The organism is Deinococcus radiodurans R1 = ATCC 13939 = DSM 20539 (assembly GCF_000008565.1).
Lineage (GTDB): Bacteria > Deinococcota > Deinococci > Deinococcales > Deinococcaceae > Deinococcus > Deinococcus radiodurans.
This window is the reverse complement of sequence record NC_001263.1, coordinates 798,942-819,994: the sequence shown is the minus strand read 5'-3', so window position 1 is coordinate 819,994 and position 21,053 is coordinate 798,942. Positions and strand designations below refer to the sequence as shown.

Sequence of the window (21,053 nt, the reverse complement as noted above, 5' to 3'; positions counted from 1 at the left end):
GAAAACGGGCCGAGGCAGCGTTCGCCCCGGCCCTTGCATAGTTCGTCTGGCTCAGCCCTGCGGCTGGATTAGCTCTGTGATTGGACGGGCACGGTGGGCACCGTCACCTGCCGACGCTGGCGCAGTCGCCACAGCATCCACAGGCTGACCAGAATGAGCGGCACGCTGAAAATCTGGGTGTCGGTCCACAGGCCGATGCCGGGGGCGTCCAGACCCTGATTGAGGTAGGTCTTGATGGTCAGCGGGTTGAGGCGGAAGGTTTCTTCCCACCCGGCGCGCAGGATGGAGTACCACAGCCAGAACTGCCAGAAGGCCCAGCCGGGCACTCTGGACTTGAGCCAGAAGTAAGACGCGACGGCGAGGATGATGCCGATGATGACGCCGTAGAGCTGCGTGAAGTGCACCGGCGCAGTCATCATGATCTGGCCGCCGACCTCGTGGCAGTACTTGGAAAGGTCCATGTCGGGGTTGGGGTTGGGGCGGCACATGCCCTCGTGAAAGGCGCGGGCGCTGGCGGGCCAGTGGTAGCCGATGGGCCAGCCGGTCACGCGGCCCACCGTGTCGGTGCCGTTCATGATGTTGCCCAGGCGTCCGCCGATGATGCCGAAGGCGACGCCCGGCACCGCGAGATCGGCGTACTGGTAGAAGTTGAGGCGGTAGCGCCGGGCAAAGTAAATCAGCGTAAGTACCCCGCCGATCAGCCCACCGTGAATGGAAATGCCGCCGTTGCGAAGGTTGACGATGTCGAGCAGCACGCGTGGAAAGGGGATGCCCTCGAAGATGTGCCACGAGGTCAGCACGAACACCAGCCGCGCCCCGACGAAGCCCCAGAACAGCATCCAGAGAATCATCCGCTCGAAGAGGTCGGCGTTCAGGCCGCGTTCGCGCGCCAGCTTGAGGCCCAGCCAGTAGCCGGCTGCGATGCCCAGCATCATCAGCACGCCGTACCAGGCAATCGTAAAGTTGCCGATCTGTAAAAAAACGGGGTCCATAGGTCTGCGGGTCAGTGTATGCCCTGGGGGTGAGCGGGAAGCGCCGCGGGAAACACACCCGGCAAACAGCGCCAAAAAAGGCCCCCTCCGGGGCACGGAAGGGGGCGCGCGGGGGGGAGGCGGCGCGGGGGGGGGAGGCGCTCAGGACATCGGCGCGGGCCGCTCCTGTTCCTCGGGCGCAATCACGCGGAAGACCCGCGAGAGCACCACGCCGAGTTCGTACAGCGCGTAGAGCGGCACCGCCACCAGCGCCATGTTGGCGGGGTCAGGGGTGGGCGTGATGACGGCGGCCAGAATCATGATGCCGATCAGCGCAAAGCGCCAGCCCTGGCGCAGCATCGTATGGTTGACGATGCCCAGCCGCGTCAGGATCACCGCCAGGATCGGCAGCTCGAAGGCCACCCCGAAAGCGACCAGAAAGGTCACGACGGTACCGATGTACTCCTGCAGGTCCTGCATCTGGGTGACGGTCCCGGCCAGAAACTCGATCAGGAAGGGCACCATCGTCGGCAGCACCAGCTTGTAGCCGAACACCACGCCCGCCGCGAAGGCGAACCCCGCGCCCAGGATGAAGGGCAGGCCCCAGCGCCGCTCCTGCGGGTAGAGCCCCGGCGCGATAAACGCCCAGATCTGCCACACGATAAAAGGCAGCGCCAGCGTCAGCCCCGCCCAGAAGGCGAGGTTGAAACTCAGCAAGAGCTGCGAGGCGAGCTTGGTGGTCACGAGCTGCACCTTGCCGGTGGTGTAGAGCTCCGAGTAGGTCAGCGGCACCTTGACCAGCTCGATAAGCTGCACGCGGTAGGTAAAGGCGATCACCATGCCGACGGCCAGAAACACGACGCTGAGAATCAGGCGCCGCCGCAGCTCCTCAAGGTGGTCGAACAGCGGCGCGCTCGCCAGTTCCGGCGGGGCTGGCTTAAGCACGGTCTGCTCCGGGGGCGGCAATTGGGTCATGGCAGTCGTCCTTTCAGTCTTCAGTCTCGACGTGCGGGCCTCAGCGGCGCTCGCCGGGCACCTGCACGACGGGTTCGTTGACCACCGGCGCACCCGTCACCGGGTCGATCATGGGGTCGAGCTGGCGCGAGGCCACGTCCACCACCGGCTGAGCGGTCACGGTGGTCTGCGCGGTCTGACCCGGCTGGAGGGGCTGGCCGGGCTGGAGAGGCGGCACCGGCGCGGCGGGGTCCTTGACCTCGTTCTTGAACTCGCGGATGCCCTGGCCCATGCCTTTCATCAGCTCGGGGAGCTTTTTGGCACCGAACAGGAGAGCGATCACGACCAGAATCAGGATAATTTCGAATGGTCCAAGTGACATGGAGTTCCTCCAGAAAAAGTGAGAGCGAAAACGTGAACAGGGACGCCGGAAAGACCGCGACGGGCCGCAGTACACCACGCCCTGGTTGGGCAGAGGTTAGAGCGAAGCCGGGCGCCTGACCAGGGGCACTCTTCCCATTTCCCCCCGGCGACTCTCACTGGCGGCTCTCTCCGGGCCAGTGCGCCGAGGCGGGTGCCGGGCGGGAACAGTGGCAGGAACAGTGCGGTAAGCTGACCGGCAGAAGCATGAGCGCCGACCCCTTCTCCCACGCCCCCCCTGCGGGGCCTTTTTCGACCGATTCCGGCGCCCGGCCAGGGCCCGCTCCGGCTTTTCCCAGCGACGAACAGGTGCTGCGCGACATGGCCGCCGGGCACGAGGGCGCGCTGCTCGAACTGCACCGCCGCTACGCCCGGGCGCTCTACGGCCTCGGCGGGCGCATTCTGGCGTCGCCCGAGGCCATTCAGCAAGGAGTCGAGGACGCGCTCATGACCGCCTGGCACCACGCCGCCCACTACGAACCCGCGCGGGCCAGCGTGCATGGCTGGCTCATCAGCATCGCCCACCACCGCTTCTTGCAACTGCGGCGCGGCGCGGGCGGCACCCTGCGGCTGCACGACCAGTTCGGGCGCCTCGACACCCCCGGCGACCAGGACCTGCACCTGCTGGCGCTGGCCTACTACTGCGGCGAGCCGCCCGCCCGCCTCGCAGAAATCAGCGGCCTGCCGCAGCCCGCCGTCGAGGAAGCGTTGCTCTCGGCCATCAGCCGCCTGCCGGGACTCGCACAGGAAGCGCTGGCAAAAGCGGCAGTGCCTGCCCCCGCCCCGCCCGCAGAACCCACCGCAGAAGCGGCAGAGGACGACCTCTTCCCCACCCTGTCCAGCCTCGCCGCCACCGCGCCGGTCACGCGGGTGGAACCCTGGGAACCGCCGCGCCGCCCGGAACAGCGCGAGCCGGAGACAGAGGCGGAGGCGGTGCTGCCGGAAGCTTCCGAGGCCACTTTGCCTGTTTCAGAACCTCTCCCTAACGCAGAACCCGAAGCCACCCAACCCGCCGAGCAAAGCCCGGAGACCACCGCGCCCGAGGTCCAGGCATGAGCGTTACGCGGCAGGAGCTGCTGGCGCTGGCGCTGGGGCAACTGAGCAGCGAAGACCAGCAGCGGGTGGGGCAGGCCCTCGACCACGACCCCGCGCTGCGAACGGCCCTGCGGCGCGACCTCGACGCCCTGACCTCGCTGCTCGCCGACCTCGACGTGCAGGCGCAGACTGTGCCCCCAGGCGCCGACTGCGGCTGCTCGAACGGGTGCGGGCCGAAACCGCCAAGCAGCAGCCGGTAGCTCCTGTGGGTCGCCCTGCCGCGCCGCCCGCCCTGACTCCTGCCCCAGCGGCGCCTGCCCGTACCCGCCCCGCCGGGGGCCGCTTTCCCGGCCCGTCGTGGGCGCTGCCTGCGCTGCTGGCGCTCGGCCTCGCGCTGGTTCTGGGCTTTGCACTGCGCCCGGCAGGCGACGCCGCCTCCCGTACGCGGCGGTGCCGAATGCCCAGCTGGAGGCTGTGTACGGGCCGGGCGGCGCGGTGGCCCGGCTGGTGCGTCTGGACGATGGCCGGGTGTATGTCCGCATGGACCGGCCCCTAGAAGCGGGGCGCATCTACCAGTTGTGGCGGCTGCTGCCCGGCCCGGCCAACGCTTCGCTGCCGCGCTCGCTGGGGCTGTTCGCCAGCGACGTGATGACCCACCCGATGCCACTGCAAGCCGTGCTCGCCGTCAGCGTGGAGCCGCCCGGCGGCAGCAGCCAGCCGAGCACGCCGCTGCTGTTCAAGTTCCGGTTGCGTTGAGGGGCGTTCTGCTCCTCCACTTTCCCACCCGGTTTGTCGCCTGGCGTGCGGCCCCCTGACCCGCGCCCGCTTTAGCCTGAGACACATGGCGCCTTTTTCCCCCGCGAGTTCCGACGTGCTGGTCATCGGCGGCGGCCCGAGCGGCACCGCCCTGAGCGCCGAACTCGCCGCGCGGGGACTGGACGTGCAGCAGCTCGCACCGCATCCACCCCGGCCTTTTCCCGCCACCTACGGGGCCTGGCTCGGCGACCTGCCCACCTGGGCGCGAGGCTGCGCGGAGCAGGTCTGGACCGACGTGCGCGCGTACACCGGTCCCCAGCCCACATCGCTGGGGCAGCCTTATGCGCTGCTCGACAACGCCGCGTTGCTGCGGACCCTGCGCGGGCTTGCCGACTGGACCTGGGTGGAAGGAGCCGCCCTGCACGCCGAGCGCAGCGGCGCAGGCTGGACCGTGTACGGCGCGGGCGGCGAGCGTTGGCAGACCCGGCTGGTCGTGGACGCCAGTGGGCATGGGGCGCTCGTGTCTCCGGTCCGGTTTCCCGGTGGCGCGGCGTTGCAGACGGCCTACGGGGTGGTGGCCCGCTTTCGCCGCCCGCCGGTCACACCCGGCAGCATGGTGTGGATGGACTACCGCACGCCCGCGCCGGAGCTGAAGCGGGGCGAGGCGACCTTTCTCTACGCCATGCACCTCGGCGGGGACCGCTATTTCGTGGAGGAAACGAGCCTGATTGCCCGGCCTGCTCCGACCCGCGCCGAGTTGCGGCGGCGGCTGCTCGCCCGGCTGAGCGCCCAGGGCACACCGCCCCACGCCACCGAGAGCGAGGAATGGGTGGCCTTTCCCATGAATGCCCAGGCCCCCGCGCCTGGCGGCGTGCTCGCTTACGGCGCGGCGGCGGGCCGGGTCCATCCGGTGAGCGGTTTTCAGGTGGCCGGGGCACTCAGTGACGCGCCGGGAGTGGCCACCGCCATTGCCACAGCCCTTTGCCAGGGTAAAGACGCCGCCGCCGCTGGCTGGGCCGCCCTGTGGTCCCCGGAGCGACGCGCCGCCCGCGAGGTGCATCTGCTCGGCGTGGGGGCGCTGCTGGGGCTGGAACGGGCCGAGCTGCCGCATTTTTTCGGCACCTTCTTCGGCCTGCCGCGCGAGCAGTGGGCGCGTTTCCTGCACCCCGACACCGACGCGGGCACCCTGGCGCGGACCATGCTGCGGGTGTTCGCGCAGACGGGGGGCCGGGTACGCCTGCCGCTCGCCCGTGCCGCCCTCGCGCAGCCCGCCGCGAGTGGCCGGGCACTGGCCGCCGCTGCGGGGCTGAAGATTTGATACACGCGGCTCCCACCCACGGAACTTGCACCCGGTCCAGACTGACCGCATGACCAAGGCAGACGACAACATCGGCAACACCGACCAGCAAGAAGTGATTGAGGAAGGCATGCAGGGCGCCACCGGCAACGTGGACGCCAATGGCATGGACAAGGACATGAGCGACAAGGAAAAGGCCGATAAGCTCAGCGAGCTGGAAGACAACCTCGGCGGCAACGAGCGCAAGCAGTAAGCGCTAACCTGTCATACAAATTGCGGTTGAATCGCTAAAACTTAGCGATGAAACCCGAGCGGAGCGATGTGGCAAAAAATACGTGTTGCGGGAAATGGACTAAAATCCGGCGCTTTTCCGGGTTTTAGGGAATTGGATGCAACACGTATCACCCCACAACGAAAAAGAGCCTCAGCCAGTGTGCTGAGGCTTTTTTATGGCCTGTCAACCAGAGAAAAAGCCCCCCGCCAGCGGCAAGAGGGCCTTTTCCCGGAAAGTTTTACTGGCCTTCGCCGGGCAGCTCCGGCTTCTGCGGGCCGCGTGAGGCGTCTTTCTTCTCCACGGGCCGCAGCTCCACCCGTTTGCCGGTGCGCGCGCTCTCGTAGATAGCGTCCATCACGCGGTGGTCGGCCACACCTTCCTCGCCGGGCGTCCACGGCGTCTGCCCGCCGCGAACGCACTGCGCGAAGTGGTCGAACTCGCGGGAGAACTGGTCGTACTCGGGGAAACTGGGGGAAAAGGTGCCGTCGTCGGTGGTGATTTCCAGCCCCAGGCCGTCGTAGGGAAACGCCGGGTCCATCAGCAGGCTGCCTTCCTCACCCATCACGCGCAGGGTGGTGGTTTTCAGGGCGCCGTAGCTGGTGAGCACGTTGGCGATGACGCCGCCGGGAAAGCCCAGCATGGCGCTGACCGATTCCTCGACTTCCCCAAAGCGCGGGTCGCCCTCTGGCTGGTGCAGCGCGGCGAAGACCCACTCCGGCTCCTGGCCCAGCACGAAGCGGATGATGTTGACGCTGTAGAGGCCCACGTCGGGCAGCGGGCCGCCCCCGGCGAGGTCAAGTTTGAGCCGCCACACGCTGGGGTCGTCCTCGGACTGCACGTGGATGGAGTCGAGCAGCTTGACTTTGCCGAGTTTGCCGCCCTGCACGGCGTCGCGGGCCGCCCAGTGTTCGGGGGTGTACTGGCAGCGGTAAGCGGTCATCAGCAGCACGTTCGCCGCCCGGCAGGCGTCCACCATCGCCTGCGCGTCCTGCTCGTTGACGCTCAGCGGCTTTTCGCACAGCACATGTTTGCCCATCTTCGCGGCCCGCTCCACGTACTCGCGGTGCAAAGAGTTGGGCAGCACGATGTAGACGGCTTCCACGTCGTCGCGCCCGGCGAGCTTTTCAAAGTCGTCGTAGCTGTACACGTCGTCGGGCGTGAGGTCGAAGGCCCGCGCGAACGCTTCGCCTTTGTCCTCCTCGCTCGTGACGAGTGCAGCGATGTAGGCGTGCTGGCTGGTCCGGGCCGCCGGAATCAGTTCCTCGGCGCTGAGCTTGCCGATGCCGACGATGGCGAACCCGACGCGCTTTTGCTCGGCTTCGGGCTTGGGAATCTCGGGTTTCAGGGGCATGGCTTCACGGTACGGGCACCCGGCGCGGCGGGGGTTGGAAGCGGTTGAGGTGACCTTGAGGGAGAAATCGGGAGCGTCCGCCAAGTGGCCGATGTGCCGCGCTGTCCTCCCAGCTAGCCTGACCATGATGCCCGAACTGACCTTGCGCGAACGCCGCCCCGAAGACTTACCAATTCAGTGGCACTGGGAGCATGAACAGCCCCGCCCAGCATGGAAGCTCTGGGACGCCCCCTATTTTCATGAGCCCTCCCAGCCGTCCACGCTCGGTCTGGCCGAGTACTGCGCCAAAATGAACGAGCAGGGGTCGGAAGGCCTCCGAATCATTGCCCTGGATGACCGCTGCATCGGCGAGATTTCGCGTTTTCAGGAAAAACCGCGCGACAGTGGCTGGTGGGAAATCGGTGTCCTGATCTACGACCCGGCCCACTGGGGTGGCGGCTTCGGCAGGCAAGCCCTGCGCCTGTGGACAGACGCCACCTTCGCCGAAACGGACGCCCACCTCATCACCCTGACCACCTGGAGCGGCAACGAACGGATGGTTCGCGCGGCCCAGCGCGCCGGCTACCGCGAGTGCGCCCGGATTCCCGAAGCGCGGCTGTGGCAGGGCCAGCGCTGGGACAGCGTGAAACTGGGCATCTTGCGCCGCGAGTGGGAGAATGGCCGGCATGAACACGTCCCGACCCCCACTGAACATCCGCCCCGCACAGCCCGCTGACGCCGCCTTTGTCGCCCCGCTGATTCAGGAAGCCATCGGCGCCGTGGGCCACCACCTGACCGCCACGCAGAGCGACGAGGCCGCCGCGCCCGTCATCGCCGAGTTCTTCGTGCAGCCCGGCAACCGCCTGAGCTATGCCAACGTCCTGATTGCCGAACTCGGTGCTCAGCCGGTGGGCCTCGCGCTGACCTACCTCGGCGAGGAAGCCGACGACCTCGACGCCCCGCTGCGCGAGCACCGCCGCCGCCAGCAGCTCTCACCTGACATCACCCGCGAAACCGAAGGCGACGAGTTGTACCTCGACACCCTGGCGACCACCGCCGCCGCGCGGGGGCAGGGCATCGGCGCCGCCCTCATCGACGCCTGCGCGCAGCGGGCTCAGACGCTGGGCGTGCCGCTGACCCTGCTGGTGGAAGACGGCAACCCGGCGCGGCGGCTGTACGAACGCAGCGGATTTGTGCCTGCCGGACGGCGCGAACTGGCAGGGCACGGCTACACCCGGATGGAGCGGCGAGGGTAAAGCCTCGGACGTCGGCACCCATTGCCGCAGCCCAAACCCCCCTATACTCCCCGCCGTGCCGGACCTCTCTTCTCAACCCGTTGTCCTGCGAGACCGCCGCCCCGAGGACCTGCCCACTTTCACACGCTGGCTGACCGACGAGCGAGCGGCGTGGCGCGAGTGGGACGCGCCCTACACGCCCGCCGCGCAGACGAGCGAGACGATGCAGGCGTATATCCGCTACCTCCAGGTCACGCCCCCCGACGCCGACGAGCGCGTGATCGAGGTCGGCGGTCAGGTGGTCGGCATGGTCAACCGCTCGGAAGAGGAACCCGCGGGCGGCGGCTGGTGGGACCTCGGCATCCTGATTTACGACCCAGCGTATTGGGAGGGCGGCGTGGGCACGCGAGCGCTCTCGCTGTGGGTGCAGGACACGCTCGACTGGACCGACGCCCACACCCTGACCGTGACTACCTGGAGCGGCAACGAGCGGATGATGCGGGCCGCCCGGCGCCTGGGCTTTCAGGAATGCGCGCGGGTGCGCGAGGCGCGCGTGGTCGGGGGACAGCGCTACGACTCGGTGCGGCTCGACCTGCTCCGCAGAGAATGGCCTCAGCACGGGCCGACCGGGGCCTGAGCCGTGCCGACCGCCAGAAAGGAAAAGGCCGACCGGGAAAAACCCGTCAATCCGCCCGGCTACCTCGCCACGCAGGACCTCAAGGACCGGGGCTGGACGCCGCGCCTGATTGAAAAGTTCCTGGGGCCGCACGACCTGACTCGCCCCAACGGCCTGAAGATGGGGGGCCGCCGCCTGCCGCCGGTCAAGCTGTATCTGGAAACGCGGGTGGACGAGGCCGAGCGCGACGACACCTTTCTGGCGGCGCAGGCCAAAGCCGCCGACGCCCGTGAACGCGCCGCCCGCAACCGCGAAGTGCGCGAGGCGAAGCGTCAGGCCCTGCTGCACGCCGCCGCCGCGAGCTACGTGCCGACCATTCACCCCGAACCCGTCCGCAAGGGCGCCAAGAACAAGGCCCGCGCGCCGTACCTGGCCGGGTTGGAGCACGTACAACGCCAGCTAGAACAGGAACTCGGCAACGTGACCGACAAGGAAGCGGGGCAACTGCGGACCCTGCTGCTGGAGCGGCTCGACACTGCCCTCAGCGTGGTCTACGAGTGGTTCCCCGCGCCAGGTGAGCCCAAAGGGGCCGCCAAACGCATTGCCACTTCCACCTCCGATGCCCAGCCGAGCGACTGGCGCGAGTGGGACTGGGACTGAGCAAGTCTCAGCCTGAGTGTCCCCAGGCAAGCCCAAGCAAAAGCTCAGCCAAGCTGGACGCCCCCACCGCCGCAGCCCCTACACTGGGCAGCATGACGGGCAACGAACAGAATCCGAGCAAGTGGCTCGCCGCCGAAAAGAAGTACGACAGCGGCGTCTACAACAAGCACGACGTGGTGATGGTGCGCGGGCAGGGCGCGACGGTGTGGGACGAGAATGGCCGCTCGTACATCGACTGCGTGGTCGGCTACGGCGTGGCGACGCTCGGCCACAGCCACCCCGATGTGGTCAAGGCCGTGCAGGAGCAGGCGGGCAAGCTGATGGTGATGCCCCAGACCGTGCCCAACGACAAGCGGGCCGAATTTCTGCAAGAACTCGTCGGCGTGCTGCCGCAGGGCCTGGACCGCGTGTTTCTGTGCAACTCCGGCACCGAGGCGATGGAAGCGGCCAAGAAGTTCGCCATCACCGCGACGGGCCGCTCGCGCTTCGTGAGCATGAAGCGGGGATTTTCGGGCCGCAGCCTGGGCGCGCTGTCCTTTACCTGGGAGCCGAAGTACCGCGAGCCGTTCGGCGACGCCGTGGACAACAAGAGCGTGGACTTCGTGACCTACGGCAACCTCGACGAACTGCGGGCCGCCGTGACCGAGCAGACCGCCGCCGTCATCATGGAACCCGTGCAGGGCGAGGGCGGCGTGCGCCCGGCGAGCGCCGAGTTTATTCAGGAGGCCCGTCGCATCACCCGTGAAAAGGGCGCCCTGCTGATTCTCGACGAAATTCAGACCGGCTTTTGCCGCACCGGCAAGATGTTCGCCTGCGAGCACTTCGGCGTAATCCCGGACGGCATGACCCTCGCCAAGGCCATCGCGGGCGGCACCCCCACCGCCGCTTTTGCCATGATGAGCGAAGTCGCTGACCGGATGCCGGCGGGCGGACACGGCACCACCTTCGGCGGCAACCCGCTGAGCATGGCCGCCGGCGTCGCCTCGCTGCGCGCCATGAAGCGCGAAGGGCTGGCCGAGCAGGCCCGCGAAAAGGGCGCGTACATGATGGACAAACTGCGCGCCATTCAGTCCCCCAAAATCCGCGAGGTGCGCGGCCTGGGCCTGATGATTGGCGTGGAACTCAAGGAAAAGAGCGCCCCCTACATCCACGCGATGGAGCACGACGAGGGCGTGCTGTGCCTCGCCGCCACGCCGCTCGTCGTGCGCTTCCTGCCCCCGGCGGTCATCAGCAAGGAGCAGATTGACCAGGTGGTCGCCGCCTTCGAGCGCGTGCTGAACAATGTCAACCCCCGCGAGGAGAGGCAAGCCGAACTGCGCGCCCAGCAGAGCGAAATGGGCCAGCAACAGGTCAGCCAGGGCGAGAGCGTCCAGACCGAGTAATCAGGGCTGGGAGAGAGGGCCGGGGCCAGGGCGCTCCGGCCTTTTTTCTGCCTGCCCTTTTCCCGGCTCGTCCTCTTATGCTGAGCCCATGCCGCGCCCTCCCCTGCTCGCCTTCATCGCCTGCTCGCTGGACGGCTTGATTGCTCGGCCCGGCGGCGAACTCGACTGGCTCGCGCTGGCGGAAGAACCCGGCGAGGACCACGGCTACGCAGCCTTCGTGTCGCGGGTGGACACGCTGGTGATGGGTCGGGGCACCTTTGAAACCGTGCGCGACTTTCCCGAGTGGCCGTATGCCGGCCTGCGCGTCATCGTGCTGAGCCGGACGCTGGGAGAAGCTGACCTCCCGGCGCGGCTGCACGGATTGCTGGAGCTCCACAGCGGCGAACTGCCTAACCTCTTGCCTCTGCTGGACGGCGCGAAAGGCGTCTACGTGGACGGCGGGCAGGTCTTGCAGTCCTTCATCCGGGCCGAATTACTCGACGAACTGACGGTCACGCGGCTGCCAATTCTGCTCGGGCAGGGGCGCCCGCTGTTCGGGCCGCTGGAGGCCGATGTGCGCTGGGAGCATGTTCAGACCCGCGTGTTCGACCGCACCGGCACCGTGCAGAGCACTTACCGCCGCCTGACCACCCCTTAATCGGATAGGGTGGCGCGGTATGTCTGCGCCTGCTGCCGCTCCTGCTGCATCGTTCCAGTCACCGGGGCGCGAGATTGCCGCCATTGCCGTGCCGGTCAGCCTGGAAATGGTCATTCAACTCGTGCTGACCTTCATCAATCAGGTCATCGTGGGGACCCTCGGCGCCGTGGCGGTGGCAGCGGTCGGGCTGGCGGGGAGCCTCAGCTTTCTGTTTTTCGTCACTCTGGGGGCGCTGGGGGCGGGCACCAGCATCCTGATTGCGCGGCGCTTCGGGGCCGGGGACCGGGCGGGGGTGAACCACACCCTCAGCGCGACCCTGCTGCTCGGGACGCTGCTGGGGGCTGCGCTGACGGTGCCGACCACGTTGGGGGCGCCGTCGCTGCTGCGGCTGGCCGGGGGCGCTCCCGACGTGACCGGGGCCGCCGCGCCGTACCTGCAAATCGTGATGCTGTCGCTGGTGCCGGGGCTGATCGGTGGCGTGCTGAGCGGGGCGCTGAGGTCGCTGGGCCGCGCCCGCACGCCGCTGGTCGCCACCCTGCTCAGCGTGGCGCTCGAAGCGCTGCTCGCCGCCGGGCTGGTGTTCGGTCAGCTGGGGCTGCCGCGCCTGGGGCTGGTCGGCGCGGCGTGGGCGGTGGCAGCGGCGAACACCTTCAAGGCGCTCTACCTCGCCTTTCAGGTGTACGGGCCGCGCCAGTTGGCGGCCTTCACGCTGCCGGGACGCAGCAGCTGGCGCGAGATTGTCGGGCCGCTGCTGGCCCTCAGTGCGCCGCTCGCCTTCACCGAATTTGTCTGGGGCCTGGGCGGGTTCATGTACAACGCCGTGTTTGCGCGGGTGGGCACGGTGGCCCTGGCGGCGGCGGGCATCGTGACCACACTGGAGGGCATCTTCATCGTGGGCAGCTTCGGGCTGATGAGCGCCACGACCGTGCTGCTGGGCCGCAGCCTGGGCGCGGGGGACGGCGCGGGGGCGCAGCGCTGGCTGGCCCTCATCAGCCGCACCGGGCTGGTGACCGGCCTCGCGTTTGGGCTGCTGTTCGCGCTCAGCGGCCTGCTGGTCCCACTGGTCTTTCCGAAGGTGGGCGCCGAAGTGCAGCACATCGCGCTGCTCGGCATCCTCATCAACGCTGCGGCGCAGGTCATCAAGGTCCGCAACATGATTCTGGGCGGCGGCGCCCTGCCGAGCGTGGGCGACGGCAAAGGCGTGATTACCGGCGACGTGGTGGGCGCCTTCTTGGTCGGGCTGCCGCTCGCTATTGGGCTGGGGTTGTACACGCCGCTGGGCGTCTGGGGCGTCTTGCTCGCCCGCGTGGCCGACGAACTCGCCAAAGTGCTGATTTTCGAGCGGCGCCGTCGCCGGATTGACTGGGCGCGGCTGGCCGAGGAGCAGCGGCAGGTGGGGGCCGTGACCTCTTAAGCTGCGGTCCCCATCCCAAAACAAAAACCGGAGCATCAAAGCTCCGGCCTTTGCTCATTGAGACTGGATTCAGCGCACGGTACGCAGCCAGTTCGCCACAGCGGCGTTCATGGCACCGGCCTTCTCAAAGGTGGAGGCGTGTCCGGCGCCGGGAATCAGCACCAGCTTGCTGCCCCGGATGGCCTTGTTCATCTTCATTTGCAGCTCGGGAGCCGTTACGTTGTCCTCCAGGCCCGCCACGATCAGGGTGGGCACCTTGATGGTCGGCAGCACCGGGTTGGCGTCCGGACGCGAGGCCAGGGCGTTGCCCGCGCCGACCGCGCCTTCCACGCTCGCCTGCTTGATGAGGTTGCCGAGGTGCGCGACCTGGTTGGGCATCTTCATGCGGCTCTCGCCGGTCAGCATGCGGGGCATCAGCAGGTCCACCAGGCTGGCGACGCCTTTTTGCTGCGCCTGCTGGGCGGTGCCGCGCCACATTGCCGCCTCGGCAATCCCGGCGGGCTCGGCGGTGGTGTCAATCAGAATCAGGCCCTTGAAGCGCTCAGGCGCAATTTTGTACATCTGGAGCAGGGTCATGCCGCCCATGCTCATGCCGCCGACCACGGCCTTGTCGAGCTTCATGGCGTCCATAAAGCCGACCATGGTCTGCGCGTAGTTCTCGATGCTCACGGTCTGACCGGGGGCAAGCTTGCTCTTGCCGAAGCCGGGCAGGTCCACGGTAATCACGCGGTAGCCGGACATCATGCGGTTGTTCTTGAACAGTTCGCCGTTCAGGGGGTAGCCGTGAATCAGCAGCAGCGGTTGACCGGAGCCGGTGGCCTTGTAGTACACCTGGGCGCCGTTCACGGTCACGGTGCCTTCAGCGGCGACAGGCGCGGCGGCGCCCCCAGCGAAAGCGGTGGTGGAAAGGAGAGCCGTCAGGGTCAGCAGTGTTTTTTTCATAGGAAAACCTCCGAAAACTGAGTTCGGAGGCCAGTGTAGGAGCATCTTTCAACGTTGACGGACCAACCCAACAATTCATGCAGTCCAGCAACAGGTTCAATCAAGAGGCTTTTTCATCTGAACTGTGGTCACCGCTTCCGGTTGGGTAGGCTCTGAGAGCTCGCGCTCAGTCCACGACCTTAAATCCCAGTTTCTCGGCCTCGTCTACGAAGAAATTGATGTTCTCGGTCAGCGTCTGCGGCCCCAGGCTCTTGCGCTGGTGTTCGCCCGTTGCAGCGATAATCAGCGTTTCGGCGAGGCAGGCGGGCACGTTGCCGACGCCGAATTGCAGGTCGATGCCGGTGGTCATGGAACCGGGAGGCGTCACCAGCCCGCCAGGGATGATACGCACGCCGGGCACGTTGCGGACACTCTCGTCCACGTCGGCAGGGCGGCCCTCGTCGAAAATCCAGGCGCCGGGCTTGACGTGCTGTGGGAAAATCACCGGGTTGGGGTCGCTGGTGGCCGAGAAAATCAGGTCGGCCTCGTTCAGCGAGTCGTAGCTGGTGGTGGTCACGATGTCGGTGTTCGGATTGGCGCGGCGCAGGGTGTTGGCGCTGCGCTCCAGCCGCTCGGCGTCGCGGCCAATCATGATGATTTTGCCGACCTGCGGGGCGATGGTGCGGGCGATGCCGAAGGCGACCACCCCGTTGGCCCCCACGATGCCCGCCGTGGCCTGCTTCAGGTCACGCCCCGTTTCGGCAAAGTGCTTGAGGATGCCGGGGATGGCGGCCTTAATGGTGCCGGAGGTGTAAGCGCCCCCGTTGGTGATGGTAATTTCGGGCACGGCGGCCTGCACGTCCACACCCTTGTTGCCGACCACGCTCCAGAAGGCGCCCAGGCCGAAGACCTCGGCCCCCAGCTCGTGCGCGAGGCGGGCGCCCTCGATGGCGCGGCGGGTTGCCAGCTCGGGATTGTCGCGGAAGCGGTCAGGCAGCAGCGGCGCCGAGAGCAGATAGCAGCGGATTTCCTTGCCCTGAGCCGTGCGAATGCCGCGCAGCTCGCCCACCTTCATCGGGCGCATCTCGTCGGCCATGCGGCGCACCGATTTTTCGGTGACCAGCCGCTTTTCGACCAATGGCCGCAGCCAGGCGAAGCGCGGCGCCGACCAGAAGTCGTGCAGGTTCATCGGGTGAATCATGAAGGCGGCGACCACCACGTCGTCGCGCTTGCCCGCCACCGGAACTTCCTCGCCCAGCCGCGCCTCGGTGCCGTCGAGAATACGGCCCACGTTTTCCTTGAAGCGCCACGCGGCGGCCAGCCCTAGCCCCAGAAGCCCGACCTTGCTGCCCGTCGTGAGCGGCAGCAGCGCCCCCACCCCGGCAAGGGCTGCCAGCGCCGCCAGCGTCGCCGCGCTGATAAAGCCCCAGTAGCCCGCCACCGCCGCGTACACGACGAGCGGCACCAGCGTGAGCCACAGCGGCAGCGCCCCGGTGACCGCGTACCCGGCGAGCACGCCGAGCAGCACCAGGTTGCCGCGCCCGCGTGGGGGCGTTTCGCCGTAGAGAAAGCGCGGCGGGTTGAGGTGCCCCAGGTACGCCGCCAGCCCCGCGAGGACCATCACGCCGCCGTAACCAGGGCCGAGGCTGGAGGCCATGACCACCGCCAGCAGCCCCTTGAGAAAGTCGAGCGCCGCGCTCCCGAACGCGAGGCGGGGACCGACGCGGCGCAGGACGTTCTCGACGCCCAGGTTGTGGGCACTGTTGAGGCGGGTGCTGACCCCGGCGCGGCGCAGCAGCCAGTGACCCAGGGGCAGACTGCCGACCAGAAACGCGGCGGCCAGCAGCAAGACGGACAGAAACAGCATGGGGGGGAGTATAGGCGAGCGGGGTGCCGGGTTCAGGGTCCGCAGAGCATTTGACAGAAAAAAACACCCTCACCCCTTGCTTCGCAAGGCCCTCTCTGCGGGGCAGCTCTACGAGTCCCATCAAGGTAGAGGGTCAAAGACAGACCAGATCATTCTGTCAAATGCTCTCTAAGACCCAGGAGACAGCCCTCACTCCACCCGCTCACGCGAATACGGCAGATAACCCGCCGGGGTGTCGCCCTCGCCGGAAAAGAGCGCCGTGGTCAAGTAGCGCGCCCCGGTGTCGCAGGCGATGGTGACCACGCGCTTGCCGGGGCCGAGGCGCCGGGCGACTTCGAGTGCGGTCCAGACCATCGCGCCGCTGCTCATGCCGATGAAGATGCCTTCTTCCTGCGCCAGTCGGCGGGCAAGGGGGTAGGCGTCTTCCTCCCAGACCTGAATCACGTCGTCGAGCAGGCTGCGGTCGAGGTTGTCGGGAATGAAGCCCGGCCCCATCCCCTGAAACCCGTGGTTGCCACGCTCGCCGCCCGAAAGGACGTTGGAGCGGGCGGGCTCGCAGGCGATGACCTGAATGTTCGGGTCCTGCCGCTTGAGGTAACGCCCGGTGCCTGTGATGGTTCCGCCGGTGCCGGTGCCGTACACGAAAGCGTCCACGCGTCCTTCCATCTGCTCCCACAGCTCGGGGCCGGTGCTCGCCTCGTGGGTGGCGGGGTTGGCGGGGTTGGCGAACTGGTTCATCATCACCGCGCCCGTTTCGGCGGCAATCTTCTCGGCTTCCTCGATGGCGGCGAGCATCCGGCGCTCGGGGTCGGTGAGAATCAGCTCGGCGCCGTAGGCCCTCAGCGTGCGCTTGCGCTCCTCGCTCATCTGGGCGGGCATGCACAGGATGAGTTTGTAGCCCTTCGCCGCCGCCACCTGCGCCAGCCCGATGCCGGTGTTGCCGCTGGTGGGCTCCACGATGGTCCCGCCGGGTTTGAGGACGCCCCGGCGCTCGGCGTCTTGCACCAGTCCCAGCGCGGTGCGGTCCTTGATGCTGCCGCCGGGGTTCTGACCCTCCAGTTTGATAAACACGTCGGCCATGTCAGGCGTGACCACCCGCCGCAACTGCACCAGGGGCGTGTGGCCGATGAAAGACTCGATCATGCGGCGAGTCTAGCCCTCCCCCGCCGAGGAGGTCTGTCACCTGCACAGAGCGGGGTGAGGTGAGAAGGAAACTGACTTGGCATCAGATATCCGTCCGGCGGCTGCGCTAGTCTGCCGGTCATACGGCAATCCGTTGACCGAATCTGGCCCTAGCTAGGTTTAGGCTTCCACCTTATTCTCGGAGGTTGTTCATGCACAAGACTGCTCTTCTCGCGGCCCTGAGCGCCCTGCTGCTGTCGCAGGCCCAGGCCGCCACCACCGTCAAGATCGCCACCATCAGCCCGCTGTCGGGCGCCGTGAGCAACCTCGGCGTGCAGATGAAAAACGGCACCCAGCTCGCCATCAACGAGATGAAGCCGGAGTTCGCCAAACTGGGCATGAATCTCTCGCTCGTCGCCTACGACGACCAGGCCGATCCCGCCACCGGCACCTCGGCGGCGCGGCGCGTGGTCGCCGACAAGACGGTGCTGGGTCTGGTCGGCCCGCTGACCAGCGGCGTGGCGATTCCCGCGACCCAGGTGATGTCCACCAGTCACCTAGTGGCCGTCGCACCTGTCGCCACCAGCGAAAAGGTCACCGACCGGGGCCTGAAAAACGTCAACCGCGTGTGCGCCCGTGACGACGCCCAGGGTTCGGCGGGCGGCAACTTTGTGGCCGGAACGCTCAAGGCCAAGTCGGTCTACGTCCTCAACGACAAGACCCCCTACGGTCAGGGCATGGCCGCCGAGGCCGAAAAGGCCATGAAGGCCAAGGGCCTGCGCGTGGTTCAGAGCGAAGGCGTGCCCGCTGAAGACCGCGACTTCACGGCGGTCATCACCAAGATTCAGACACTCAAGCCCGACGCCATCTACTTTGCCGGGCTCTACGGCCAGATCGGGCCGTTCACCCAGCAGCTGCGCGCCAAGGGCGTTCAGACCCCCATCGTCAGCGGCGACGGCCTGGACAGCCCCGATTACGTCAAGCTGGCGGGCAAGGACGTGAGCAACGTCTACTTCACCAGCCTCGCGCCCTCGCTCGCCGTGGTGCCCGCCGCCAAGAAGGTCGCCGACCAGTACCAGAAGACCTTCGGCGCTCCCATGCAGGGCACGGCCATCATGGCCTACGACTCGACCAAGGTGCTGCTGACCGGCATCCTGAACGCCGCCAAGGCCAACGGCAACAAGGTGCCCACCCGCGAACAGGTGGAGACCGCCGTGCGTGGCGGCACCTTCAAGGGCCTGCTGACCGGCGACGTGAAGTTCAACGCGAACGGCGACCGCACCGCCGCCAAGATCTACGTGGAAGCCCTCAAGAACGGGCAGCGCAGCACGGCCACGACACTGAACGTGACCCGCAAGTAAGCCGGAGCAGGGAGAAAGCCCCCAGGCACCTTGTCCTGGGGGCTTTGCTTGGGTTGAGGAATCTCTCCCGTTACTTGTGAACGTCCAGCTCCACCTTGAAGTTCCCGCGCCGCGTCTCGTTCACCACGCGCTTGAAGTCGATGCGACCCAGGCCCTCGGCGCTGAGGCTGTCGCCCTCGCGGATTTCGCTGCTGGCGCGGGCGCTCTGGCCGTTGAGGCGGACCTTGCCGCCGTCGATGCCCTGCTGAAAGTAAGCGCGGCTCACGCCAAAGCCCTTGGCGCCCACCACGTCCACGCGCATGGAGGGCACGACCACCTCGCGGACCTTGCTGCCTTTGCCGGCGCTTTCGCCGACTTCTTCCACGTCCACTTCGCGCCCGCCGAGTTCGGTCAGCCCGGCGAGGGCCTGCGCCGCTTTGCCAGTGGCCGCAATGAGAAACGCCCCGCCGCGCTCCTCGCGCACGTCGCCGAGCTGGTCTTCCGGCAACTCCAGCCGCCGGAGCTGCACCGCGAAGTCCTGCTCGTCCCAGGGCACGCCGCCGGGGGCCGGAGACACGCGCAGCACCTGCACCCCCGCGTCCACGTCGGGGATGTGGGCCGGGTAGAGGGTCAGCACCACCCGGCGGGCATCGGGAAAGCCGCCCGCGATTTTGTGGCGCACGCCTTCTTCGCTCAGCAGGCGGCGGTCAATCTCGTCGCCGTCCACGAACGGGGTCCGCACCACGCGCCCGCCGCCCGCCTGGGCCACCAGGGTCGAAAGTTTCTGTTTCATGACGGTGAGCATACCCGCCGGCAGGCCACACGTCAGGAACGCACAGCCTTAATCGCCGCCGCGACCAGACCTTCCAGCGAGGGCTGGGGCGCCGTGGTGACAGAAACAAAGCCCAAAGTCCACGCCGCCGCCGCCGTCTGCTCACCGATGGCCGCGACTGGCAGGCGCAGCGGGTCAAAGTCCGGCCCCGCCAGCGCCGCCAGCCCCTGCGCCGCGCTGCCCGAAGCGAGGGTCACGGCGGACACGCCCGCGAGGGCCACGCGCTCCGCCGCGTTCAGGACGGCGGGCGCAGTGTGGTACAGCTCCAACCGGCGGTAAGTCACGCCCCGCGCCGCCAGTTCGCCGCGCAGGGTGTTCTCCGACAGTTGCGAGGTGAGGTGTAGCGCGGCCTGACCGGGCTGAGCGGGCAGTTTGCGGCCCAGGCTCAGGGCGGTGGCTGTGGTGGGCAAAAAGTCCACCGGCAATCCACGCGCACGCAACTCACGGGCCGTCGCCTCGCCCACCGCCGCCAGCCGCGTCCCGGCGAGGTCCGCCACGCCCGCCGCCGCCAGCGCCTCGCCGAGCAGTCGGCCCCCCTGCGGACTCGTGACGAGCAGCCAGTCCACGCCGCGCAGGTCACGCAGCCCCGACCAGAGCGCCCGTGGGTCTGCGGGCGGCAAAAAGCGAATCAGCGGCACGCTCAGCACCTCGGCCCCCTGCGCCCGCAGCAATTCACCCAGGCGCCCGCCCCCGCCGTCTCCCCCACTGTCCGGGCGGGTGACAGCGACGGTGTGGCCTTGCAGAGGGAGGGAATCGGCAGACGACATGTGCCCGGCCAGCCTAGCGCCGCTTTACAGTGCGGGCCATGACCACCGACCTGCTGGACCGAATTGCCGATGCCGAAACCCATGCCCACGTTCGGTTCGGGGCCGGGGGTGAGGTGGCGCACATCGGGCCACTGGTCGCCGTAGCCGCCGCCAGCACCGGCGGTTCGCCCCTCCCCACCGACACCGGCTGGCTGAGCAGCGAACGCCCGCCCACTGAGGATGAACTCGCCGACTTTGAAGCCTTCAGCGCCCGTCACGGTCAGACGGCGACCCTCCACCTGCTCTCGCCGCAGGCCCCCGCCGCGCTGCCCCTCCTGACGGCGCGGGGGTATGCCCTGGACTTCGTGCTGCACGTCTACGCCCACGACCTCCAGCACTTGCCGGAGCTTTCCAACATCCCGGTGCGCGAAACGACGGAGCGGGACCGCTGGGCGGTGCTGGCCGCCGAGGGCTTTGGCCCCGGCACCGAGGCGGTCGGCAGTGGGGCAGGCGACGGGGACCCGGCTCTTCGTGGCGGAGGTGGGCGGACAGGAAGCAGCGACGGGCGCGGTGCACCTGCAAGACGGCGTGGCGGCCCTCCACGGCACCGCAACCCGGCCTGCTTTCCGGGGACATGGCGCCCAGACAGCCCTGCTCGCGTGGCGCCTGCGGTGGGCAATGCATGCGGGGGCCGACCTCGCCACCGTCTTCGTCACGCCCGGCAGCCCCAGCGAGCGCAACGTGGAGCGGGCAGGGTTCCGGCTGGTAGGGATGCGGCTGACCTTTACCAAGCAGCCATAGACGCTGGAGATGACATGACCTCTTTAGCCCTCTGTCCCAGCCTGGTCAACGGCGGAAACTCAGCGAGAGAGAAAAACCGGGCCTCGGCAATTTCAACCCCGTCCGGTACAGGGATGCCTGTCCAGGCGGTCACGCGGTAAAGGGCGGTGTAGGAATAGAACTCGTCGCCATTTGCCACGCGGCTGAGTCCCGCCGGATTGAGCAACTCAAGAAACTCGGCGGCCTGAACAGTCAGCCCCAGTTCCTCCTGCACCTCGCGCCTCAGCGTCTGCTCCAGAGGCTCTCCCAGTTCGGCGATGCCTGCGACCAGCCCCCAGCGCTCTGAGCCTCGCCGCCGTTGCAGCAGCACTTCTCCCGCTGCGTTGCAGATCAGCCCGGCGGCCCCGACGAAGTTCACAGGTGCATGACCAACCAGCCGGCGCAGGTCCCGCACGTAATCCTTT

General features: G+C 67.9%; 24 protein-coding genes. 14 read left to right on the top strand and 10 right to left on the bottom strand.

Features of this window, described 5'->3' with window-relative positions; genetic code table 11:
- Nucleotides 1–68: 68 nt before the first annotated feature.
- The 3 genes from DR_RS04170 to DR_RS04160 form a co-directional block, all read right to left on the bottom strand.
- Nucleotides 69–992 carry a prolipoprotein diacylglyceryl transferase gene (locus tag DR_RS04170; RefSeq protein ID WP_034350359.1) on the bottom strand — a complete coding sequence of 308 codons (924 nt, stop codon included), beginning with the start codon at nt 990–992 and terminating at the stop codon, nt 69–71.
- 141 nt (nt 993–1,133) lie between these two features.
- Nucleotides 1,134–1,946, bottom strand: coding sequence for a twin-arginine translocase subunit TatC (gene tatC / locus DR_RS04165; protein WP_010887452.1), 813 nt, complete (start codon nt 1,944–1,946; stop codon nt 1,134–1,136).
- Nucleotides 1,947–1,986: 40 nt separating this feature from the next.
- Nucleotides 1,987–2,307, bottom strand: a complete 321-nt coding sequence (locus tag DR_RS04160; RefSeq protein ID WP_027479975.1) for a twin-arginine translocase TatA/TatE family subunit — start codon at nt 2,305–2,307, stop codon at nt 1,987–1,989.
- Between the two features lie 245 nt (nt 2,308–2,552).
- Here DR_RS04160 and DR_RS04155 point away from each other — a divergent pair, with 245 nt between their 5' ends.
- The 5 genes from DR_RS04155 (at nt 2,553) to DR_RS04135 (ending at nt 5,686) form a co-directional block, all read left to right on the top strand.
- Nucleotides 2,553–3,401, top strand: a complete 849-nt coding sequence (locus DR_RS04155) for a sigma-70 family RNA polymerase sigma factor (protein WP_010887450.1) — start codon at nt 2,553–2,555, stop codon at nt 3,399–3,401.
- The gene (locus DR_RS04150) at nt 3,398–3,640 is read left to right on the top strand and encodes a hypothetical protein (RefSeq protein WP_010887449.1); all 243 of its coding nucleotides are present in this window, start codon (nt 3,398–3,400) and stop codon (nt 3,638–3,640) included. Before DR_RS04155 ends, DR_RS04150 begins: the two co-directional genes overlap by 4 nt.
- Nucleotides 3,641–3,737: 97 nt before the next feature.
- On the top strand, nt 3,738–4,136 hold the full coding sequence (locus DR_RS04145; protein ID WP_010887448.1) for an anti-sigma factor domain-containing protein: 399 nt from the start codon (nt 3,738–3,740) through the stop codon (nt 4,134–4,136).
- An 85-nt stretch (nt 4,137–4,221) separates the two neighbouring features.
- Nucleotides 4,222–5,454, top strand: a complete 1,233-nt coding sequence (locus DR_RS04140) for a lycopene cyclase family protein (protein WP_010887447.1) — start codon at nt 4,222–4,224, stop codon at nt 5,452–5,454.
- A gap of 49 nt (nt 5,455–5,503) precedes the next feature.
- A complete protein-coding gene (locus tag DR_RS04135; protein WP_010887446.1) occupies nt 5,504–5,686 on the top strand; it encodes a hypothetical protein in 183 nt (60 codons plus the stop codon).
- Between the two features lie 259 nt (nt 5,687–5,945).
- Here DR_RS04135 and DR_RS04130 read toward each other — a convergent pair whose 3' ends face one another.
- Nucleotides 5,946–7,058 carry a Gfo/Idh/MocA family protein gene (locus DR_RS04130; RefSeq protein ID WP_027479977.1) on the bottom strand — a complete coding sequence of 371 codons (1,113 nt, stop codon included), beginning with the start codon at nt 7,056–7,058 and terminating at the stop codon, nt 5,946–5,948.
- Between the two features lie 127 nt (nt 7,059–7,185).
- Between DR_RS04130 and DR_RS04125 the strand changes: the two genes are divergently transcribed.
- The 7 genes from DR_RS04125 to DR_RS04095 all read left to right on the top strand — a co-directional run bounded on the left by DR_RS04125 (nt 7,186) and on the right by DR_RS04095 (nt 12,981).
- The gene (locus DR_RS04125; RefSeq protein WP_051618823.1) at nt 7,186–7,773 is read left to right on the top strand and encodes a GNAT family N-acetyltransferase; all 588 of its coding nucleotides are present in this window, start codon (nt 7,186–7,188) and stop codon (nt 7,771–7,773) included.
- Nucleotides 7,724–8,293 carry a GNAT family N-acetyltransferase gene (locus tag DR_RS04120; RefSeq protein ID WP_027479979.1) on the top strand — a complete coding sequence of 190 codons (570 nt, stop codon included), beginning with the start codon at nt 7,724–7,726 and terminating at the stop codon, nt 8,291–8,293. The genes DR_RS04125 and DR_RS04120 overlap by 50 nt, the downstream gene beginning before the upstream one ends.
- Before the next feature lie 55 nt (nt 8,294–8,348).
- On the top strand, nt 8,349–8,909 hold the full coding sequence (locus DR_RS04115) for a GNAT family N-acetyltransferase (protein ID WP_010887442.1): 561 nt from the start codon (nt 8,349–8,351) through the stop codon (nt 8,907–8,909).
- Nucleotides 8,910–8,912: 3 nt separating this feature from the next.
- On the top strand, nt 8,913–9,548 hold the full coding sequence (locus tag DR_RS04110; RefSeq protein ID WP_010887441.1) for a hypothetical protein: 636 nt from the start codon (nt 8,913–8,915) through the stop codon (nt 9,546–9,548).
- A gap of 92 nt (nt 9,549–9,640) precedes the next feature.
- Entirely contained in the window at nt 9,641–10,930 is a 1,290-nt protein-coding gene (locus tag DR_RS04105) for an aspartate aminotransferase family protein (protein ID WP_034350363.1), read from the top strand.
- Between the two features lie 88 nt (nt 10,931–11,018).
- The gene (locus DR_RS04100) at nt 11,019–11,567 is read left to right on the top strand and encodes a dihydrofolate reductase family protein (protein WP_010887439.1); all 549 of its coding nucleotides are present in this window, start codon (nt 11,019–11,021) and stop codon (nt 11,565–11,567) included.
- Nucleotides 11,568–11,586: 19 nt separating this feature from the next.
- Nucleotides 11,587–12,981 (top strand): MATE family efflux transporter, encoded by a 1,395-nt coding sequence (locus tag DR_RS04095; RefSeq protein ID WP_010887438.1) that lies wholly within the window; start codon nt 11,587–11,589, stop codon nt 12,979–12,981.
- 69 nt (nt 12,982–13,050) lie between these two features.
- On the opposite strand, the gene DR_RS04090 is transcribed toward DR_RS04095, so the two are convergent.
- The 3 genes from DR_RS04090 to cysK all read right to left on the bottom strand — a co-directional run bounded on the left by DR_RS04090 (nt 13,051) and on the right by cysK (nt 16,912).
- Entirely contained in the window at nt 13,051–13,923 is an 873-nt protein-coding gene (locus DR_RS04090) for an alpha/beta fold hydrolase (RefSeq protein ID WP_027479980.1), read from the bottom strand.
- Nucleotides 13,924–14,089: 166 nt separating this feature from the next.
- Nucleotides 14,090–15,769, bottom strand: coding sequence for a glycerol-3-phosphate acyltransferase (locus DR_RS04085; protein WP_010887436.1), 1,680 nt, complete (start codon nt 15,767–15,769; stop codon nt 14,090–14,092).
- A 189-nt stretch (nt 15,770–15,958) separates the two neighbouring features.
- A complete protein-coding gene (cysK, locus tag DR_RS04080; protein WP_010887435.1) occupies nt 15,959–16,912 on the bottom strand; it encodes a cysteine synthase A in 954 nt (317 codons plus the stop codon).
- 191 nt (nt 16,913–17,103) lie between these two features.
- Here cysK and DR_RS04075 point away from each other — a divergent pair, with 191 nt between their 5' ends.
- The gene (locus DR_RS04075) at nt 17,104–18,252 is read left to right on the top strand and encodes a branched-chain amino acid ABC transporter substrate-binding protein (protein ID WP_027479981.1); all 1,149 of its coding nucleotides are present in this window, start codon (nt 17,104–17,106) and stop codon (nt 18,250–18,252) included.
- 70 nt (nt 18,253–18,322) lie between these two features.
- On the opposite strand, the gene DR_RS04070 is transcribed toward DR_RS04075, so the two are convergent.
- On the bottom strand, nt 18,323–19,024 hold the full coding sequence (locus DR_RS04070) for a S4 domain-containing protein (RefSeq protein WP_027479982.1): 702 nt from the start codon (nt 19,022–19,024) through the stop codon (nt 18,323–18,325).
- Between the two features lie 32 nt (nt 19,025–19,056).
- The gene (locus DR_RS04065; protein ID WP_010887432.1) at nt 19,057–19,830 is read right to left on the bottom strand and encodes a uroporphyrinogen-III synthase; all 774 of its coding nucleotides are present in this window, start codon (nt 19,828–19,830) and stop codon (nt 19,057–19,059) included.
- 480 nt (nt 19,831–20,310) lie between these two features.
- Here DR_RS04065 and DR_RS16660 point away from each other — a divergent pair, with 480 nt between their 5' ends.
- Nucleotides 20,311–20,610, top strand: a complete 300-nt coding sequence (locus DR_RS16660; protein ID WP_227086004.1) for a GNAT family N-acetyltransferase — start codon at nt 20,311–20,313, stop codon at nt 20,608–20,610.
- On the opposite strand, the gene DR_RS04055 is transcribed toward DR_RS16660, so the two are convergent.
- The gene (locus DR_RS04055; protein WP_227086003.1) at nt 20,594–21,043 is read right to left on the bottom strand and encodes an NUDIX hydrolase; all 450 of its coding nucleotides are present in this window, start codon (nt 21,041–21,043) and stop codon (nt 20,594–20,596) included. The two genes, DR_RS16660 and DR_RS04055, sit on opposite strands and share 17 nt — an antisense overlap.
- Nucleotides 21,044–21,053 lie beyond the last annotated feature (10 nt).